Source organism: Streptomyces sp. B15 (assembly GCF_018070605.1).
GTDB lineage: Bacteria > Actinomycetota > Actinomycetes > Streptomycetales > Streptomycetaceae > Streptomyces > Streptomyces smyrnaeus.
In genome coordinates this window covers 1-16,246 of sequence record NZ_JAGPXJ010000124.1, presented here as the reverse complement: position 1 = coordinate 16,246, position 16,246 = coordinate 1, and the positions used below count along the sequence as shown (strand labels likewise).

The following is a 16,246-nucleotide window of genomic DNA, read 5'->3' as shown; positions in this document are numbered from 1 at the left end:
AGGAGTGGGACACCTTCCTGGCGGCGGTCGCGGCCCGCCCGGTGGCTGCGGCGGCGCTGCTGGACGGGGAGATACCGCCCGGCGTGGTGGCCGCGGCGCGGTCGGCGGGTGTGCGTCTCCTCCCCGACGCGGGAGAGCTCGTCCCCGCCTGCAGCTGCCCGGATCAGGGGCACCCGTGCAAGCACGCGGCGGCGCTCGGTTACGAGACCGGCCGGCTGCTGGACGCCGACCCGTGGGCACTGCTGCTGGTGCGCGGCCGGGGAGCGGATGCCGTACGGGAGGAAGTGGCCCGCAGGAGCGCGCGGCAGGCGAGTGCCGCTCCGGCGGCGCCGGCCGGCTCCGGCGTCCCTGGAGCGCCCGAAGGGGTGCGCCCCGAGCCCGCCGTCGGCTCCGAGACCCCGCACGGCCGGAGTGGCGAAAAGGTGGCCGCCCTGCTGCCCGAGCGGCAGCAGCCGCACAGCACCGTGCCCGCGGCGGAGGTGTTCGCCACCCCCGTACGGCCGCCCCTGCCCGAGCCGCTGCCGCTGCCGGACGTTGCGGCCGAGTCGGTCGTCTACCCCGACCTGCCGGGCGCGCCCAGTGCCGACGCTCTCACGTTCCTGGCGACCGACGCGGCCACTCGGGCCCGGCTCGCCCTCGCGGCGGTCCCGGCGGCACAGGGCGACGGTGGGGAAGGGGACGGAGGCGAGCACGGCGGCGGCGAGGGAGGCGGCGGTCAGGGAGGCGCCGACCCGCTCTCCGAGCTCTCGCTCTGGCACGACACCATCCGTCTCGCGGCCACGCACCCGCAGCTGACCGGGCGCCGTACCCTCTCCTCGCTCTTCGCCGGTCTGGCGCGGTCGGCGGGCCGGGACGCGCTGGAGCTGGCCCGGGCCGCCGCGGCCTGGCGCCAGGGCGGTCCGGCGGGGCTCGCGGTGCTGGAAGCGGCCTGGGACCCGCCCGCGGGCGACTTCGACCGCGGGCGCAGCGCCCTGGCGTCCCTGGGCATCGCGATGACCATTCACCGCAACCACCTCACCCACGCCGCCCGTCCCGTCCAACTCCGGTACGGGCGGGACGGCCGCTGGTATCCCTACCGGGCGGGCCCCGAGGAGGCCGGGCAACCGGACGCCCCCGACTGGTGGCCGGAAGGCCCCTCCGCGGCCGATCCGGTGCAGGCTCTCACCGGGCTCCGGGAGCACTGACCGCTCAGGGCCCGCCCGAGTCGGCCGCGTAGCGTCCGGTCCTTTTGGAGGCGTCGTGCCGGCTCCGATACGCGCTGGCCCGGCCCGTCTCCAGGGAGAGTTACGCGTCGAGCGCCGTGTCGCGGGTGACCTTCTCCCAGCCCTCGACCTCCGTGCGGACACGGTCGAGATGGCCGAGGACGGCGTCCACGGCGTCGTCACCCAGCGGAAGATGCAGGGGAGTCCGGTCGGCGTCGAGCGCGGTGCGGATCGCGGCGGCTGCCTTGGCCGGATCGCCGGGCTGCAGGCCGTTGCTGGACTCGATCATGCGGCGGGTGGCCCCGACGGTGTCCGCGTACGGTCCCGTCTCCTCGCTGGCGGTGCCGGCGCTGAACAGGCCGGTGCGGAACGAGCCGGGTTCGACGATCAGCACCTTGATCCCGTACGGCGCCACCTCGTCGGCCAGCGCCTCGGACATCCCCTCCAGTGCGAACTTCGTGGCGCTGTACGCACCGAAGCCGGCGAAGGAGAGCTGACCACCCATGCTGCTGAGCTGCACGATGGCGCCCGAGCGACGTTCTCGCATGTGCGGCAGGACGGCACGGACGAGGGCGGCGGGGCCGAAGAGGTGGACGTCGAACAGGGCACGCAGTTCGGCCTCGGTGGTCTCCTCCAGGGCGCCGACGTGGGTGCGTCCGGCGTTGTTGACCAGGACGTCGATCCGGCCGTGCCGGGCTATCGCCTCGGCGGCGACGGACGCTGCCCGCTCGCCGTCGGTGACATCCATCTGGACGGGATCCACCTGGTCGGGGTGCGCGGCGACCAGATCGTCCAGCGTCGAGGTGCGGCGGACCGCCGCCACGACGATGTCACCCGCGGCCACGGCCGCCTCGGTGATCGCCCGCCCGAACCCGCTGTTGGCGCCCGTCACCAGCCACACTCTGCTCATCGGTTCTCCGTCTCTCTTCCGCGCTCGACGTGCCCCGTCCCGGCTGCGTTCCGGTTGGCCGGGGGAGGGGCTGATGGGAAGCAAGCCTCTGGGCAATTCCGGCGCGCGTCCAAGACCTTTCGTGATAGCCAACGGTTATGGATGTGCACGGTCGGGATCTGCGCTACTTCGTCGCCGTGGCGGAGGAACTGCATTTCACCCGGGCCGCTGAGCGTTTGTTCGTCTCACAGCCCGCTTTGAGCAAACAGATCCGCATGCTGGAGCGGACGCTCGGCACTCCCCTCTTCGAGCGGGACCGGCGGTCCGTGACGCTGACGCGTGCCGGTGCCGTCCTGCTGCCCTACGCCCAGCGAGGGCTGGCCGAGTGGCAGGCGGGCCGGGATGCGGTGGAGGCCGTCAAGGCGGCGCAGCAGGCGGGCCTGCTGATCGGTATGAGCACCAGCCCCGGGCGCGGTGGCCTGCTGCCCGCCATCCGGTCGCGTGTCACGGCCGAGCACCCCGAAGCGCTGCTGACCGTCCGGCAGTTCAGCTGGGACGACTCCACGGCGGGGCTGGCCGACGGCACCAGCGATGTGGCCTTCGTCTGGCTGCCGCTGCCCGAGCCGGAGCGCTACCGCTGGACCGTGGTGGCACAGGAGCCGCGGCTGGTGGCCTTGCCCGAGACCCACCGTCTGGCCCGGCGCGCGGCCGTCGACTTCGCGGACCTGTTCGACGAGCCGTTCCTCGCCCTGCCGAAGAGCGCGGGGCCGTTGCGCGACTACTGGCTCGCCACGGATGCCCGCGACGGCAGGGAGCCGGTCATCGGCACAGAGGTCAGCAGTTCCGAGGAGACCTACGAAGCCCTCGTCGGCGGACAGGGCGTGTGCCTGTTGGCGCGCGGAAACGCACCGCTGCTGGTGCGGGGCGGTGTGGTGACGCGCGAGGTCCTCGGGCTCTCCCCGAGCCGACTGGCGGTCGCCTGCCGCGTGGAGGACGACCGCCTGCCCGTCCACGCCTATCTGCGGGCGGCGGCCGGTGTGGCCGGTCTGTGATCTCCCCGACCGGTTGGAGGGGACAGCGGTGAACTGCCGGACGGCGCCGGCGCCCGGGCGTCCACCCGCGCCGCGCACACGAGGCGTTTGGTCAGGCCGAGGCGTTCGTGATCCTCGTGCCTTGTACGGCCCGGATGATCTGCGCGTCGCCATCAGCCGCACGTGCGATGTCCGAGACCGTCCCCAACTCTTCCGTGTGCAGTACCTGTCAGGCGCTGCGGGCACCACTGTGACCGTCATCACGGCTCTAACGTGTCGGGAACCTGTCCGGACTTGCGGCCGAGCGTCGGGCGGTGCCAAGTCCCGTACGGGGGCTGGGAGATGAGTGGGGGGTCGCTGAACAGGTTTTGACCGGACATGACCGCTTGTTGACCCTTCTTGGCCCACTGGGTGGGTACACGCCGGCCCTCGTGTTACAGGCCTGTGGCCCCGGTCGGGCGTTCTGTCACCTCTGGCGAGTACTCTGCGCCGAACGCACAGACAGCGCCGTACAACGCGGCGAACGGAGCGAGGAGCGGTCCGATGGCCTTTCGTAAGGCGACGATGAAGAAGCAGGTGGCCGAGGCCATTGCCCAACAGGCGCCCGGGGACCGGCCGCTGGTCTCGGTCGGAGCGGTCGCGGGTCCGACCCCGTGGCTGAGCGTCGGTTTCCTCGGTCTGATCGGCCAGTTCCTGATCAAGTACTACTTCATCACGGTCACCGAACAGGCCCTCCTGGTGCAGCGGATGTCCCGTTTCTCGCAGCGGCCGAAGGAGATCGTGCACGCCATCCCGCGCGACCAGGCACGCTCCCTCTTCGGCGAGATCCAGCTCAACCCGCTGTGGAGCTTCTACCACATGGCGCTGCCGGGCGAGGCCAAGCCGGTGCGCATCAACGTCCACCGCATGTGGCGCAACGAGTTGGAGGAACTGCTCGCCGTCGTCGGCGGCGCTCCGGGCCGGCAGGGCGCTCCGCAGGGGTACGCGCCGCAGCAGGGCTACGCTCCCCCGGCCCAGCCCCAGCAGGGCTACGCGCCTCAGCCCCCGCAGGGCCAGCCGCAGGGCCAGCCCTATGCCCAGCCCCAGGCCCCCGGCGGCTACCAGCAGCCGCAGCAACCCCAGCAGCCCCAGCCCGGCCAGCAGTACAACGCCCCGCAGGCTCCCGGTGCCCCGGCGGCCCCGCCCCAGCAGTACCAGCCGCAGCCCGGCCAGTACTACGGCGATCCGGGTCAGCAGCAGGGCGGTGCCCCCGCCGACCCCCGCAGCAACCCGTACGGGTGATGCTCGCCGGCTGCTCGCCGACCGGCTGACCCCTTCGCACGGCGCCGCGTTCTTCCGACGCGGCGCCGTCGGTGTGTCCGCGACGCTGTCGTGACGACGGCCGGGACCGACACCATCGGCGTGAGCTGGCGCCCTGCGCGGCCCCCGGGATCAACGCCGGTCGGTGGCCGATAGCTTGAGACCATGAGTCAGCCGGTCGGTCAGCGGGACGAGGAGTACGAGCGGTTTCCCGGCAGGGAGGGGGCGACCGCGACGGTCGAGGTGGATCCGCGTGCGGTCGGGGCGGTGCGTATGACATACGCACCCGATCCGGACGGCGACCCTGACCCCGGAGAGATCGTATGGACGTGGGTGCCCTACGAGGAGGCCGACGGCCGGGGCAAGGACCGGCCGGTGCTGGTCGTCGCGCAGGAGGGTCACCGTGACGGGTCGCCTGTCCTGGCCGTACAGCTCACCTCCAGGGCCAGGGACGGCGGCCAGGAGTGGATGCCGCTGGGTTCCGGCCCCTGGGACCGGGAGGGGCGGGAGTCGTGGGTGGGGCTCGATCGGGTGTTGCGGGTGCACCCCGACGGTATGCGGCGCGAAGCGTGCGCCCTGGACCGGGCACGCTTCAACGCAGTGGTGCACCGCCTCCAGCAGGTGCACGGCTGGCGCTGAGCCGGCCCCATCAAGCAACAGCCCACCAACGACAGGCCGACGTGCCGCGGAGCCTGCGGGCGAAGAAGCCGCAAAGCTGAAAAGCTGAAAGGCCGCAAGTCCCGGGCTGCGGGGAACAGGGGAACAGCTGGCCGCAGCACGGGTGTTGCACCGTTGTTCAGCGCCAACGGGGGCGCACGCGACGAAAGGCGGAACGGAATGTCGGCCACAGCGCAGAGCACGGAGGAGCACGGAGCGGCTTCGCAGTTGGCGGCGATGCCCGAGGACTGGACCCGGGCGCTGGCAGTTGTCGCACACCCGGACGACCTGGAGTACGGCGCTGCCGCCGCGGTCGCCGAGTGGACGGCGCAGGGCAAGGACGTCACCTATCTGCTGGCCACCCGGGGCGAGGCGGGCATCGACACCATGGAGCCCGCCGAGGCCGCACGCGTACGCGAGGCCGAACAGCGCGCCAGTGCGGCGGTCGTAGGGGTGTCCGAGGTGGAGTTCCTCGACCATCGCGACGGTGTTCTGGAGGAGGGCCCGGGTCTGCGCAGGGACATCGCGGCGGTGATCCGCAGGCACCGGCCCGAACTGGTTCTCACCATCAACCACCACGACACCTGGGGTGCTGGTCCCGGCAGCCCCTGGAACACCCCCGACCACCGCGCACTGGGCCGTTCCGTCCTCGACGCCGTAGGGGACGCGGGCAACCGGTGGATCTTCAGCGACCAGCTGGAGAAGGACGGCGTCCTGCCCTGGGGCGGGGTGCGGTGGGTGGCCGTCGCCGCCTCGCCGGCCGTCACCCACGCGGTGTCGGTGGGGGAGGAGGCGGCCCGCAAGGGGCTCGCCTCGCTGTTGGAGCACCGCTCCTACATCGAGGCGCTGACCGACGAGGACCCCGAAGAGTACGCGCGTTCGATCGTCTACGGAGGCCTCGACCTGTACGGCCGTCAGAACGGTGGCCGCCGCTCGGTCGCCTTCGAGCTCCACGCCCGCTGATCCGCTCCGCTGCGTGGGCGGCAGGCGACGGTACCGGGCCCCTCTCCGCCGTGGCGGCGCGGAGAGGGGCGTCCGCGGACGGGGTGGCGGGGCCGGCCGTTCCCTGCCGTCCGGTCAGCGCCGTACCGCGACGGCCACCGTCAGCACGGCCACCGGAACGAGCAGCGCGGCAGCCAGCAGGTTGAGCCAGCCGTAACCCGCCTGGGCGACGACGAGACCGGAGAGCGCGGCACCGACACCGGCGGCAGAGTTCATGATCATGTCCGAGAAGCCCTGCACGGCGGCGCGGGCATGCTGCGGGATGGAGTCGGTCAGCAGCGCGGAGCCGGCGACCAGCCCCGCCGACCAGCCCAGGCCCAGCAGGAACAGTCCGGCGGCGGACTGCGCGTGGTTCCCGTTCGCCGTCCCGGCCAGTGCGGTGGCGCACCCCAGCAGGGCCACCCCGCTCAGGATCACGCTGAACCGGCCGATCCGGTCCGCGAGCCAGCCCACCACGGGCGAGAACGCGTACATGCCGGCGATGTGACCGCTGATGACGAGCCCGATCAGCTCCACCCCGGCGCCGTGTCCGCCCAGGTCGACGGGGGTCATCACCATGACGGAGACCATCACCGTGTGCGAGCCCGCTATCGCGGCGAGGGCGACCCTGGCATGCGCCGAGGCCGCCACCGCGGCCAGCCCGGCCCGCAGCGACCGTCCGTCGCCGTCCTCCTCCGCCTCTCGAGTGCGCGCTTCCGGGGCGTCGTCCAGGGTGTTGTTCGCGGCGCCGTTTTGTTCGGCCCGGGCCAGGGCACGGGCCGTCAGCAGCGGGTCGGGCCGCAGCAGCAGGTGCAGCAGCACCCCGGCCGCCAGGAACACCCCGGTGCCCCACAGGAAGGGGCCCGCTGCTTCGGGCACACCGAGGCCGGCCACGCTCTGCCCGGCCGGCGCCGCGATGTTCGGACCCAGCACGGCGCCGATGGTGGTCGCCCACACGACCGTGGAGATGGCTCGCGCCCGGTGCAGCGGCTCGGCGAGGTCGGCGGCGGCGAAGCGCGCCTGGAGGTTGGCGGTGTTACTGGCGCCGAAGGCGGCCATGCCCACCAGCAGCAGGGGGAAGTTCCGCATCGCGGCTCCCGCCACCACCACGAGCCCGCCGACGGCGGCCACCGCGTACGCGGAGGTCAGTCCGACGCGCCGGCCGCGGCGTGCCATCAGGGCCGCGAACGGCAGCGACAGCAGTGCCGTCCCGACGACGGAGGAGGTGGACGCCAGACCGGCCACGGCCTCCGAGCCCCCGATCTCCTCGGCCAGCACGGCCGCGAGCGCGACCGCGGTGGAGACCCCCAGGCCGCCGAGGATCTGGCTGAGGACCAGGGCCAGCCGCACGCGCCGCCGCACGGCCCGCAGATCCGTCCCCCCGAGCACCGGGAGCTGTTCTTGTGGCCCGCCGGGAGCGCCGTGCGGCAGTCCGCCGACCGCCTTCCCGGCCGATCGCCTTGCCGTGCCCGGGGCTGTTTCCGTCGCTGCTTCCGCTGCTGCCTCCCCCGCTGCGCGTCCCGCGTCCCCCGCCGGGTCCCCGGCTATGTCCCCCGGTGTGTCACCACCGTCGGCCGTGTCACGAATGTCAGTCACGCCGCGCAGTCTGACACCGCGCGCCCTTCGCCACCACGGACTTGTGGCGGCCTCGGGGCGGGTCAGAACAGGGGCTGCGGCAGAAGGCCCTCCAGGGCGAGAAGGGCGCGCTTGGTTTCGAGGCCGCCGCCGAAGCCGCCTATCGCGCCGGAGCTCTCCAGCACGCGGTGACAGGGCACCACGACGGGCAGCGGGTTGGCGCCCATCGCCACACCGACCGCGCGTGCGGCGCCCGGGTCGCCCACGCGCAGCGCGAGGTCCTGATAGCCGACCGTCGTCCCGTACGGCACATGGGCCGCCAGTTCGCGCAGCACGCGCTCGTTGAAGCCGCCCGTCAGCGACCAGTCCAGCGGGACGTCGACCGAGACGGGGGAGCCCGCGAAATAGCGGTCGAGCGCGGCACCGGTCGCCGCGAGGTGCCCGGAGGGCGCGTCAGGGTGCTCGGCGGGCAGCGGCTCGCTGCCCAGACGTGCGGAGAGCTGGGAGAGGGCCCGGTCCAGCGTGCGTCCTCTCGCGTGGAAGACGACGTTGACCAGGCCCTTCTCGGTGGCCGCGAGCAGCAGCGGCCCGATGGGCGTCTCCCGCAGGGTCCAGGCCGTCGGCCGCACCGGGGTGTCAGTCATATCGGAACCCTAGAGGCTCCCACCGACAATCCCCGGTGGCAGCCGTCCGGCGCCTCCCCGGGGGAGGGCTCAGCGCGTGGGTGCCGGCTGCTGCACGGCGTCGCTGACCACGTCGGGCTTGTTGGAGATGATGCCGTCCACACCCGCGTCGGCGACCTTACGGGCGGTGTCGGCGTCGTTCACCGTCCAGGTGAAGACCTCCAACGGCTTGTTGTGCGGGCCCTTGAGCGCGTGGACGGCGTCCACGTACTCCTTGGTGGCGTCCGTGTAGGTGGGGTTGATCTGGTCGGTGAACTTGGCGTATTCCTTCAGGTCGCCGGTTTTGGGAGTCCCCAGGAAGCCCGTCTTCACCTCGGGCGACTGCCGGTGCACCTGCTCGATCGACGCCTTGTCGAAGCTTTGGATGATGAGCTTGCTGCGGGTGTGCCGACGGTCCAGCCAGCCCTGTTGCCTCAGCTCGTCGAGGGTGTCGCGCTCGATGCCGGGGTAGAGGCCGGGCGACTTCAGCTCCAGCAGGAGTTCCTGCCCGTTCCGGTCGAGCCGGCCGAGGAACTCGTCCAGGGTCGGGATCTTCTCGCCCTTGTACTGGCTGCCGAACCAGCTGCCCGCGTCCAGGGTCCTGATCTCCTTGAGGGTGAAGTCGGAGACCTTCCACGGGCTGCGGTCCGGGAAGTGCTTCTCGACGTCCGTGGTGCGGGAGAGCGTGGTGTCGTGGATGACGATCAGCTTGCCGTCCTTGGTGCGCTGCACATCGTTCTCGACCCACTCGATGCCCAGCTCGTGCGCCTTGTCCACCGCGGCCAGCGTGTTCTCCGGCGCGTAACCGGATGCTCCCCGGTGCGCCACAGTGAGGGGCGCCTTGTGTGGTTTTCTCACGTCGGACGGGGACTGCGACGCAGACAGGGACTGGGACTGGGGTTTCGACTGGGGGTTCGACTGCGGTTTCGACTGGGGCCGCGGCTGCGACTGCGACTCGGGGTCGGGGTCCTCGTTGAAGAGGCCGGAGGGAAAGCCGGAGAAGTCTACGACCGGCTCCGGCGTCTGTCTCGCCGGGCGTTCCGAGGCTGCAGCGGTCGGCGCGGCGGTGAGGAAGAGCGCGCTTATACCCAGCAGCGCACCTGCGGCGGTAGCGGTCAGCGGGCGTATCGACATGCGGGACTCCTCGCTTGTGCCTGCACGGACTGCCGAAACAGTTCCCGATGCGCAATACAAACAAGCGGGGACAAAGTGGCGTAGAGCTGAATGAGGGGTAGCCAAGCCGCTGACCTGCGCCGGAAGAAATTGGCAGCTATCTGCCAGTGGGGGGTAGTTTGCGCACCGGAGCCCGCTGTCAGTGGTGAGTCGTACCGTGGTGGACATGCGGCCCAACACCGAGATCGAACGCAAGGTGGCGCCCTTCGAGGTCGTCAGCCCCTATCAGCCCAGCGGCGACCAGCCGACCGCCATCGCGGAGCTCGCACAGCGGGTCACCGCAGGTGAGAAGGATGTCGTGCTGCTGGGTGCCACGGGCACCGGCAAGTCGGCCACCACGGCGTGGATGATCGAGAAGCTCCAGCGTCCGACGCTGGTGATGGCGCCGAACAAGACCCTGGCGGCCCAGCTGGCCAACGAGTTCCGCGAGCTGTTGCCGAACAACGCGGTCGAGTACTTCGTCTCCTACTACGACTACTACCAGCCCGAGGCCTACGTCCCGCAGACGGACACCTACATCGAGAAGGACTCCTCGATCAACGAGGAGGTCGAACGTCTGCGCCACAGTGCGACGAACTCGCTGCTCACCCGGCGTGACGTGGTCGTGGTCGCCTCCGTCTCCTGCATCTACGGCCTGGGCACCCCGCAGGAGTACGTGGACCGCATGGTGAAGCTGAAGGTCGGCCAGGAGGTCGACAGGGACGAGTTGCTGCGCCGCTTCGTGGATGTGCAGTACACCCGCAACGACATGGCGTTCACCCGTGGCACCTTCCGGGTCCGCGGCGACACCATCGAGATCTTCCCGGTCTACGAGGAGCTCGCCGTCCGCATCGAGATGTTCGGTGACGAGATCGAGGCCCTCTCCACCCTCCACCCGCTCACCGGCGAGGTGATCTCGGACGACCAAGAGCTGTACGTCTTCCCCGCCTCCCACTATGTGGCCGGACCCGAGCGCATGGAGCGGGCCATCGGCGCCATCGAGGCGGAGCTGGCCGAGACGCTGGCCACGATGGAGAAGCAGGGCAAGCTGCTGGAGGCACAGCGGCTGCGGATGCGCACCACGTACGACATCGAGATGATGCGCCAGATCGGCACCTGCTCCGGCATCGAGAACTACTCGCGGCACATCGACGGCCGTGACCCCGGCTCGGCGCCGCACACCCTGCTGGACTACTTCCCGGACGACTTCCTGCTGGTCATCGACGAGTCGCATCAGACGGTCCCGCAGATCGGTGCGATGTACGAGGGCGACGCGGCCCGCAAGCGCACACTGATCGACCACGGCTTCCGGCTGCCCTCCGCGCTGGACAACCGCCCCCTGAAGTGGGAGGAGTTCCTGGAGCGCATCGACCAGACGGTCTATCTGTCGGCGACGCCGGGCCCGTACGAGCTGGCCCGCTCCGACGGCTATGTGGAGCAGGTCATCCGCCCCACCGGGTTGATCGACCCGGAGGTGGTCGTCAAGCCCACCGACGGCCAGATCGACGACCTGGTGCACGAGATCCGGCTGCGCGAGGAGCGGGACGAGCGGGTGCTGGTCACCACGCTCACCAAGAAGATGGCCGAGGACCTGACGGACTACTTCCTCGAGCTGGGCATCCGGGTCCGCTATCTGCACAGCGACGTGGACACCCTGCGCCGGATCGAACTGCTGCGCGAGCTGCGCTCGGGCGAGTACGACGTGCTGGTGGGCATCAACCTGCTGCGTGAGGGGCTTGACCTGCCCGAGGTCTCCCTGGTGGCCATCCTGGACGCCGACAAGGAGGGCTTCCTGCGCTCGGGCACCTCCTTGATCCAGACGATCGGCCGCGCGGCGCGCAACGTCTCCGGTCAGGTGCACATGTACGCGGACCAGGTCACCCCCGGTATGCAGCGGGCGATCGAGGAGACCAACCGGCGCCGCGAGAAGCAGATCGCCTACAACGAGGAACACGGCATCGACCCCGAGCCGCTGCGGAAGAAGATCGGCGACATCGTCGCGGACATCGCACGGGAGCAGATCGACACCGAGGCGCTGCTGGAGACGGGCTACCGCCGGCGGGACGAGGGCGGCAAGGCGGCGGCCAAGGGCAAGGCGCCCACCCCCGCGAAGAGCCGGACCGCCAAGGGCGCCGGAGCCGGCGAGCTGACCGACCGGCCCGCCGCCGAGCTCGCCCAGACCATCGAGGATCTGACCGAGCGGATGCGGGCAGCCGCGGCCGAGCTCCAGTTCGAGGTGGCCGCACGGCTGCGCGACGAGGTGGGCGAGCTGAAGAAGGAGCTGCGGCAGATGAAGGAGGCGGGACTCAAATAGCGCTCTGCGGCGCGTCCGCCGGGTGGAGTGTTGCAAGACCGACACAAGTCATGGGCGGCGGCCCAGGCTGTCGGTGCCCTTGCGTAGGGTGCTGTGCCTGGTGGCCGTCGGCCGGTGGCGGCCCCGGTTCAGAGAGGGGACGCACGTGTCGGTCAACTTGTCCAAGGGCCAGGGAATCAGCCTGCAGAAGAGCGACGGGGCCACGCTCACGGCGGTCCGCATGGGCCTGGGCTGGCAGGCCGCTCAGCGTCGGGGGCTCTTCGGCAAGCGCACCAAGGAGATCGACCTCGACGCGTCGGCAGTGCTCTTCGCCGACAAGCAGCCGGTCGACGTGGTCTTCTTCCGCCACCTGGTGAGCGACGACGGCTCGGTCAAGCACACCGGTGACAACCTGGTGGGCGGCGCCGGGCAGGGCGGCGACGACGAGGCGATCCTGGTGGATCTGCAGCGCGTCCCCGTCCACATCGACCAGATCGTCTTCACGGTCAACTCGTTCACCGGCCAGACCTTCGCCGAGGTGGAGAACGCCTTCTGCCGCCTCGTCGACGAGACGAACGGCCAGGAGATGGCCCGCTACACCCTCACCGGCGGCGGCCAGTACACCGCGCAGATCATGGCCAAGGTCCACCGGCAGGGCAGCGGCTGGCAGATGACCGCCCTCGGCGAGCCCGCCAACGGCCGTACCTTCCAGGACCTGATGCCCACGATCCTGCCCAAGCTGTGAGGGCCCGGGTTCTGCCGTAGGTGTGACGAGCCACAGGGGAGAGGCACGACGATGACGGCCGAGCTGGTCCGGGGGCAGAACCACCCGCTGCCCGGGGCCCGGGTGGAGATCCGGGTCTCGGCAGGCACCCCGGTGGTCGCGGGGGCGACGCTCAACGACGCACAGGGGCGGATGCGCGACGCGGGGTGGATAGCCCATCCGGCCGCACCGCAACTGCCGGGGGTGGAGGTCTCCCGCCAGGCGGCGGCCGTGCACCACCTCGCCGTCGATCTGGACGCGCTCCGGGAGGACGTTCACCGGGTGAACGTCCTGCTGGCCCTGCCGACCGGACCGGGCGCCCCGGCCGACTTCGCCGGGCTCGCCGCGCCCTTCCTCGCCGTCACCGGCCTGGACGGGGAGCAGATCGCCAGCTATACGGTCACGGGGCTGAGCGCCGAGTCCGCCGTGGTCGCCCTGGAGCTGTATCTGCGGCAGGGCACCTGGAAGGTGCGGGCCGTCGGGCAGGGGTACGCGGGCGGGCTCGCCGCGATGCTCGCGGACCAGGGACTGGCCGAGGCGCACACGCTCGCCGACACCATCAACGAGGCGGTGGCCGCCGGAATGGCCCGTTCGGTCGCGCCCGCACCCGACCGGCCGACCCGGCATGCGCCGGGCAACCGCCCGGAGGCGGAGCGACCCACCTCGGCGTCGGCACCGGGCAATCGCCCGGCCGCCCGGTCCGGGCAGCCGGCGCCCAGCAGCCCGGGGGCCCGGACGCCGTCGGGGCCACCTCGGGTGGCGGCCCGATCGACTACCGCCACCCGCGCCGCGCCGCGTCCACCCCGCCGTCGGCCCCGTCGCCCGCCGCGCGGCCCGGCACGGTGCCGCCGCAGGGCGGGGCGGCGGACGGCTCCCGGCCGGCGGCCGGGCCCGTGGCCGGGGACGCCCCCGGCTGGTCGATGGAGGAGCGGCTGTACAACCAGGTGTGGGGCATGTTCGAGGACCTGGCCCGCAGCGTCGCGGCCTACCGGTCGGCCGTCGACTTCGCCGACTCCCGGATGGAGCGCGAACTCGACAGTGTGCTCGACGACCCGCGGGCCCGGGTCGGTTCCGCGGTGGAGACCGCCCGCGCCGAGGCCCAGGCCAGGTACAGCGCCCTCGTGGAGCAGGCCCGTGCGGTGCTGGAGCGGGACATGGCCCAGCTCGAAGCCGAGTCGGAGGTGGTCGAGCCGGCGCTGCCGCCCGCGCTGGCCCGCTGGGACAACCCTGTCTGGCAGGCGTACGAGCCGCCCGCCGAGCCCCCCATGGCCCTCCGGGTGGGTGATCTGAGCCTCCCGGAGCGCGCCGGGCTGCGTATCCCCATGCTGGTGCGGCTGCCGCTGGAGCGGGGGCTGTGGATCGACAGCGGACGGCTCCGGGGCGGCGAGGCCGGTCCGGTGGACGGGGACGAGCTGCGCCGTCTCGCGCAGCTGACCGCGACGGCGCTGGCTGCCCGTATCGTCGCCGTGCACCCCGCCGACGGGCTGACGCTCCAGGTCATCGACCCGGCGGGCTCGGCGGCCGGGGCGCTGCTGCCGCTGGTGGAGTCCGGCGTGCTGCGGGAGGCGCCCGCCGCGGGTGCCTCGGGGGTGGCGCGCACCCTGGAGCGGCTGACCCGACGGGTCGATCTCGTACAGATGGCGGTACGCAACCAGGCCACCGACGCGCTCCCGCCCGACCTCGATCTGGCTGACCAGTTGCTGATCGTCCACGACTTTCCGCACGGCTTCGACGACCGCGCCGTCAACCAGTTGCGCTACCTCGCGGACGAGGGTCCCTCGGTCGGGGTCGGTCTGCTGATGGTCGCCGACCGGGAGGAGGCGCGCGGCTACGGGCCGGTTCTGGACCCGCTGTGGCGCTCGCTGCTGCGGCTGACGCCGGTGCCCGACGACCATCTCGCCGACCCGTGGGTGGGCCACGCCTGGACGTACGAGCCGCCGCTGGCGCCCAGCGGCAGCCAGGTCGTACCGCAGGTACTGCGGCGCGTCGTGGCCGCCCGGCACTCGTTGGAGGGCTGACTCCGCCCCGGTCTCGTCCGGGGCCCGTGCCGCCCCCGAAGGCCGTGTGTGCGGTTCTGTGCGACCCAGCACCTGGGGCCTTCCAGATCCCGCACTTTACCTTTTCATGGGATTACTTTACTCTCTCATCAACGGAGGGGAGTATTCCCAGCCACGCGGCGGCCCCGTCAGTACGGATCGGACAGGACGGTCCCGGGGTGCCGGCCCGGTCCGCTGTGGGCGGCGTTCCCGGGTGGAAGAGACCTCCGGCCCATGCTCGAATGCAAGCCGGAGGACATGCTCGTGGACGTTTCCATGACCACCTGGGCGCTGACCATCGTCGGTCTGTGCGCCCTCATCGCGGTGGACTTCTTCATAGGCGGCCGCAAGCCGCACGATGTCTCCCTCAAGGAGGCGGGCATCTGGACGACCGTCTGGGTCATCCTCGCCGTGCTCTTCGGAATCGGCCTCTTCCTGTTCGGGGGCGGTCAGGCGTCCGGTGAGTTCTTCGCGGGCTTCATCACCGAGAAGTCGCTCAGCGTCGACAACCTTTTCGTCTTCGTCCTGATCATGGCGAAGTTCGCGGTGCCGTCCATCTACCAGCAGCGGGTGCTGATGGTGGGTGTGCTGGTCGCACTGGTGCTGCGCGGCATCTTCATCGCGGCGGGCGCCGCGATCATCTCGACCTTCTCCTGGGTCTTCTTCATCTTCGGCGCCTTCCTCATCTGGACGGCGTGGAAGCTCATCCAGGAGGCCCGTTCCGGTGACGAGGAGGAGTTCGAGGAGAACCGGCTGCTCAAGGCGGTCGAGCGCCGCTTCCCCTCGACGGACAAGTACCACGGCACCAAGCTGTTCGTGGTCGAGAACGGCAAGCGGCTGATGACGCCGATGCTGATCGTGATGCTCGCGATCGGCACCACCGATGTGCTCTTCGCGCTGGACTCCATCCCCGCGATCTTCGGCCTCACCCAGGACCCGTACATCGTCTTCACCGCGAACGCCTTCGCCCTGATGGGCCTGCGGCAGCTGTACTTCCTGATCGGCGGGCTGCTGCAGAAGCTGGTGCACCTGTCCTACGGGCTCTCGGTCATCCTCGGCTTCATCGGCGTCAAGCTGGTGCTGCACGCCCTGCACGAGACCGGGGTGCATGTGCCGGAAATCAGCATCCCGGTCTCGCTGGGTGTCATCTGCGCCGTGCTGATCGTCACCACGATCACCTCGCTGATGGCCTCCCGGAAGCAGGCACGGGCTGCCGAGAACGCCGACGAGGACAAGCGGGCCCACGCCGACTCCTGAGTCCCGGCCGCGACTCGTCCGCCTCCCGGGCCGACCTCGACGTCGGCCCGGTCCGGTCTCCCGGCTCCGCCCCACCACTCCTTCCGGTAGGGGGCGGGGCCGGGATCCGGCTCAGCTGCCCGCCCTCCCGCAGGTGCTCGCCTCCGGCGGTCGGCAGGTCACCGACCGACGGTCACCTTCTGCTCGGCGCGTTCCCCGTTGACGACGACGGCGAGGGTGACCGTGCCGGGCCGGCGTCCGGTGAGGGTGCCGTTCGCCGGATCGTAGGAGGCGACACAGCGCCCGCGGGGCACGGTGCCCTTCACACACAGTCCGGGTGAGCCCGGCCAGTCCGCGCTCACCGGCCAGCCGACCGGGACCCGGCGCGCGGTCGGTCCGCTGCCCTGCTCCACCGTCGCCGACGCCGTGGCCCTGCCGCCCACCGTGAGCTGTTCGGGCGCCTCCAGCAG

Annotated in this window: 13 protein-coding genes and 1 pseudogene; 9 read left to right on the top strand and 5 right to left on the bottom strand. The window is 71.5% G+C overall.

Going from position 1 to position 16,246, the window contains the following annotated elements; genetic code table 11:
• Positions 1 to 1,184: SWIM zinc finger family protein (locus KBY19_RS37385; RefSeq protein WP_282107147.1), on the top strand; the 1,184-nt coding region annotated here is incomplete at its 5' end.
• Between the two features lie 100 nt (positions 1,185 to 1,284).
• Here the strand turns inward: KBY19_RS37385 and KBY19_RS32905 are convergent.
• On the bottom strand, positions 1,285 to 2,112 hold the full coding sequence (locus KBY19_RS32905; RefSeq protein WP_210967298.1) for an oxidoreductase: 828 nt from the start codon (positions 2,110 to 2,112) through the stop codon (positions 1,285 to 1,287).
• A gap of 137 nt (positions 2,113 to 2,249) precedes the next feature.
• Between KBY19_RS32905 and KBY19_RS32900 the strand changes: the two genes are divergently transcribed.
• The 4 genes from KBY19_RS32900 to KBY19_RS32885 all read left to right on the top strand — a co-directional run bounded on the left by KBY19_RS32900 (position 2,250) and on the right by KBY19_RS32885 (position 6,041).
• Entirely contained in the window at positions 2,250 to 3,143 is an 894-nt protein-coding gene (locus KBY19_RS32900; RefSeq protein ID WP_210967297.1) for a LysR family transcriptional regulator, read from the top strand.
• Between the two features lie 522 nt (positions 3,144 to 3,665).
• Complete coding sequence (locus KBY19_RS32895; protein ID WP_099879500.1) at positions 3,666 to 4,403, top strand: hypothetical protein; 738 nt, start codon at positions 3,666 to 3,668, stop codon at positions 4,401 to 4,403.
• A 183-nt stretch (positions 4,404 to 4,586) separates the two neighbouring features.
• Positions 4,587 to 5,060, top strand: coding sequence for a type II toxin-antitoxin system PemK/MazF family toxin (locus KBY19_RS32890; protein ID WP_099879498.1), 474 nt, complete (start codon positions 4,587 to 4,589; stop codon positions 5,058 to 5,060).
• Between the two features lie 198 nt (positions 5,061 to 5,258).
• Complete coding sequence (locus KBY19_RS32885; RefSeq protein WP_210967296.1) at positions 5,259 to 6,041, top strand: PIG-L deacetylase family protein; 783 nt, start codon at positions 5,259 to 5,261, stop codon at positions 6,039 to 6,041.
• A 114-nt stretch (positions 6,042 to 6,155) separates the two neighbouring features.
• On the opposite strand, the gene KBY19_RS32880 is transcribed toward KBY19_RS32885, so the two are convergent.
• The 3 genes from KBY19_RS32880 to KBY19_RS32870 form a co-directional block, all read right to left on the bottom strand.
• Complete coding sequence (locus tag KBY19_RS32880) at positions 6,156 to 7,448, bottom strand: MFS transporter (RefSeq protein WP_307843685.1); 1,293 nt, start codon at positions 7,446 to 7,448, stop codon at positions 6,156 to 6,158.
• A gap of 269 nt (positions 7,449 to 7,717) precedes the next feature.
• Positions 7,718 to 8,278 carry a methylated-DNA--[protein]-cysteine S-methyltransferase gene (locus tag KBY19_RS32875; protein ID WP_099879494.1) on the bottom strand — a complete coding sequence of 187 codons (561 nt, stop codon included), beginning with the start codon at positions 8,276 to 8,278 and terminating at the stop codon, positions 7,718 to 7,720.
• 69 nt (positions 8,279 to 8,347) lie between these two features.
• The gene (locus KBY19_RS32870; RefSeq protein WP_210967295.1) at positions 8,348 to 9,430 is read right to left on the bottom strand and encodes a glycerophosphodiester phosphodiesterase family protein; all 1,083 of its coding nucleotides are present in this window, start codon (positions 9,428 to 9,430) and stop codon (positions 8,348 to 8,350) included.
• A gap of 205 nt (positions 9,431 to 9,635) precedes the next feature.
• Here KBY19_RS32870 and uvrB point away from each other — a divergent pair, with 205 nt between their 5' ends.
• From uvrB to KBY19_RS32850, 4 genes and pseudogenes are all read left to right on the top strand, one after another.
• The gene (gene uvrB, locus KBY19_RS32865; RefSeq protein ID WP_099886388.1) at positions 9,636 to 11,762 is read left to right on the top strand and encodes an excinuclease ABC subunit UvrB; all 2,127 of its coding nucleotides are present in this window, start codon (positions 9,636 to 9,638) and stop codon (positions 11,760 to 11,762) included.
• Positions 11,763 to 11,907: 145 nt separating this feature from the next.
• Positions 11,908 to 12,486 carry a TerD family protein gene (locus KBY19_RS32860; RefSeq protein ID WP_099886387.1) on the top strand — a complete coding sequence of 193 codons (579 nt, stop codon included), beginning with the start codon at positions 11,908 to 11,910 and terminating at the stop codon, positions 12,484 to 12,486.
• Between the two features lie 51 nt (positions 12,487 to 12,537).
• Positions 12,538 to 14,522 (top strand): annotated as a pseudogene (locus KBY19_RS32855) (TerD family protein).
• A 282-nt stretch (positions 14,523 to 14,804) separates the two neighbouring features.
• Entirely contained in the window at positions 14,805 to 15,797 is a 993-nt protein-coding gene (locus KBY19_RS32850) for a TerC family protein (protein WP_210967294.1), read from the top strand.
• Between the two features lie 158 nt (positions 15,798 to 15,955).
• Here the strand turns inward: KBY19_RS32850 and KBY19_RS32845 are convergent.
• Positions 15,956 to 16,246: hypothetical protein (locus KBY19_RS32845; RefSeq protein ID WP_210967293.1), on the bottom strand; the 291-nt coding region annotated here is incomplete at its 5' end.

Excerpts from the sequence above, each read along its gene's own strand:
- KBY19_RS32890 (WP_099879498.1), top strand. The coding sequence starts at position 4,587 with ATGAGTCAGCCGGTCGGTCAGCGGGACGAGGAGTACGAGCGGTTTCCC.
- KBY19_RS32905 (WP_210967298.1), bottom strand. The coding sequence starts at position 2,112 with ATGAGCAGAGTGTGGCTGGTGACGGGCGCCAACAGCGGGTTCGGGCGG.
- uvrB (WP_099886388.1), top strand. The coding sequence starts at position 9,636 with ATGCGGCCCAACACCGAGATCGAACGCAAGGTGGCGCCCTTCGAGGTC.
- KBY19_RS32885 (WP_210967296.1), top strand. The coding sequence starts at position 5,259 with ATGTCGGCCACAGCGCAGAGCACGGAGGAGCACGGAGCGGCTTCGCAG.
- KBY19_RS32895 (WP_099879500.1), top strand. The coding sequence starts at position 3,666 with ATGGCCTTTCGTAAGGCGACGATGAAGAAGCAGGTGGCCGAGGCCATT.
- KBY19_RS32900 (WP_210967297.1), top strand. The coding sequence starts at position 2,250 with ATGGATGTGCACGGTCGGGATCTGCGCTACTTCGTCGCCGTGGCGGAG.
- KBY19_RS32870 (WP_210967295.1), bottom strand. The coding sequence starts at position 9,430 with ATGTCGATACGCCCGCTGACCGCTACCGCCGCAGGTGCGCTGCTGGGT.
- KBY19_RS32875 (WP_099879494.1), bottom strand. The coding sequence starts at position 8,278 with ATGACTGACACCCCGGTGCGGCCGACGGCCTGGACCCTGCGGGAGACG.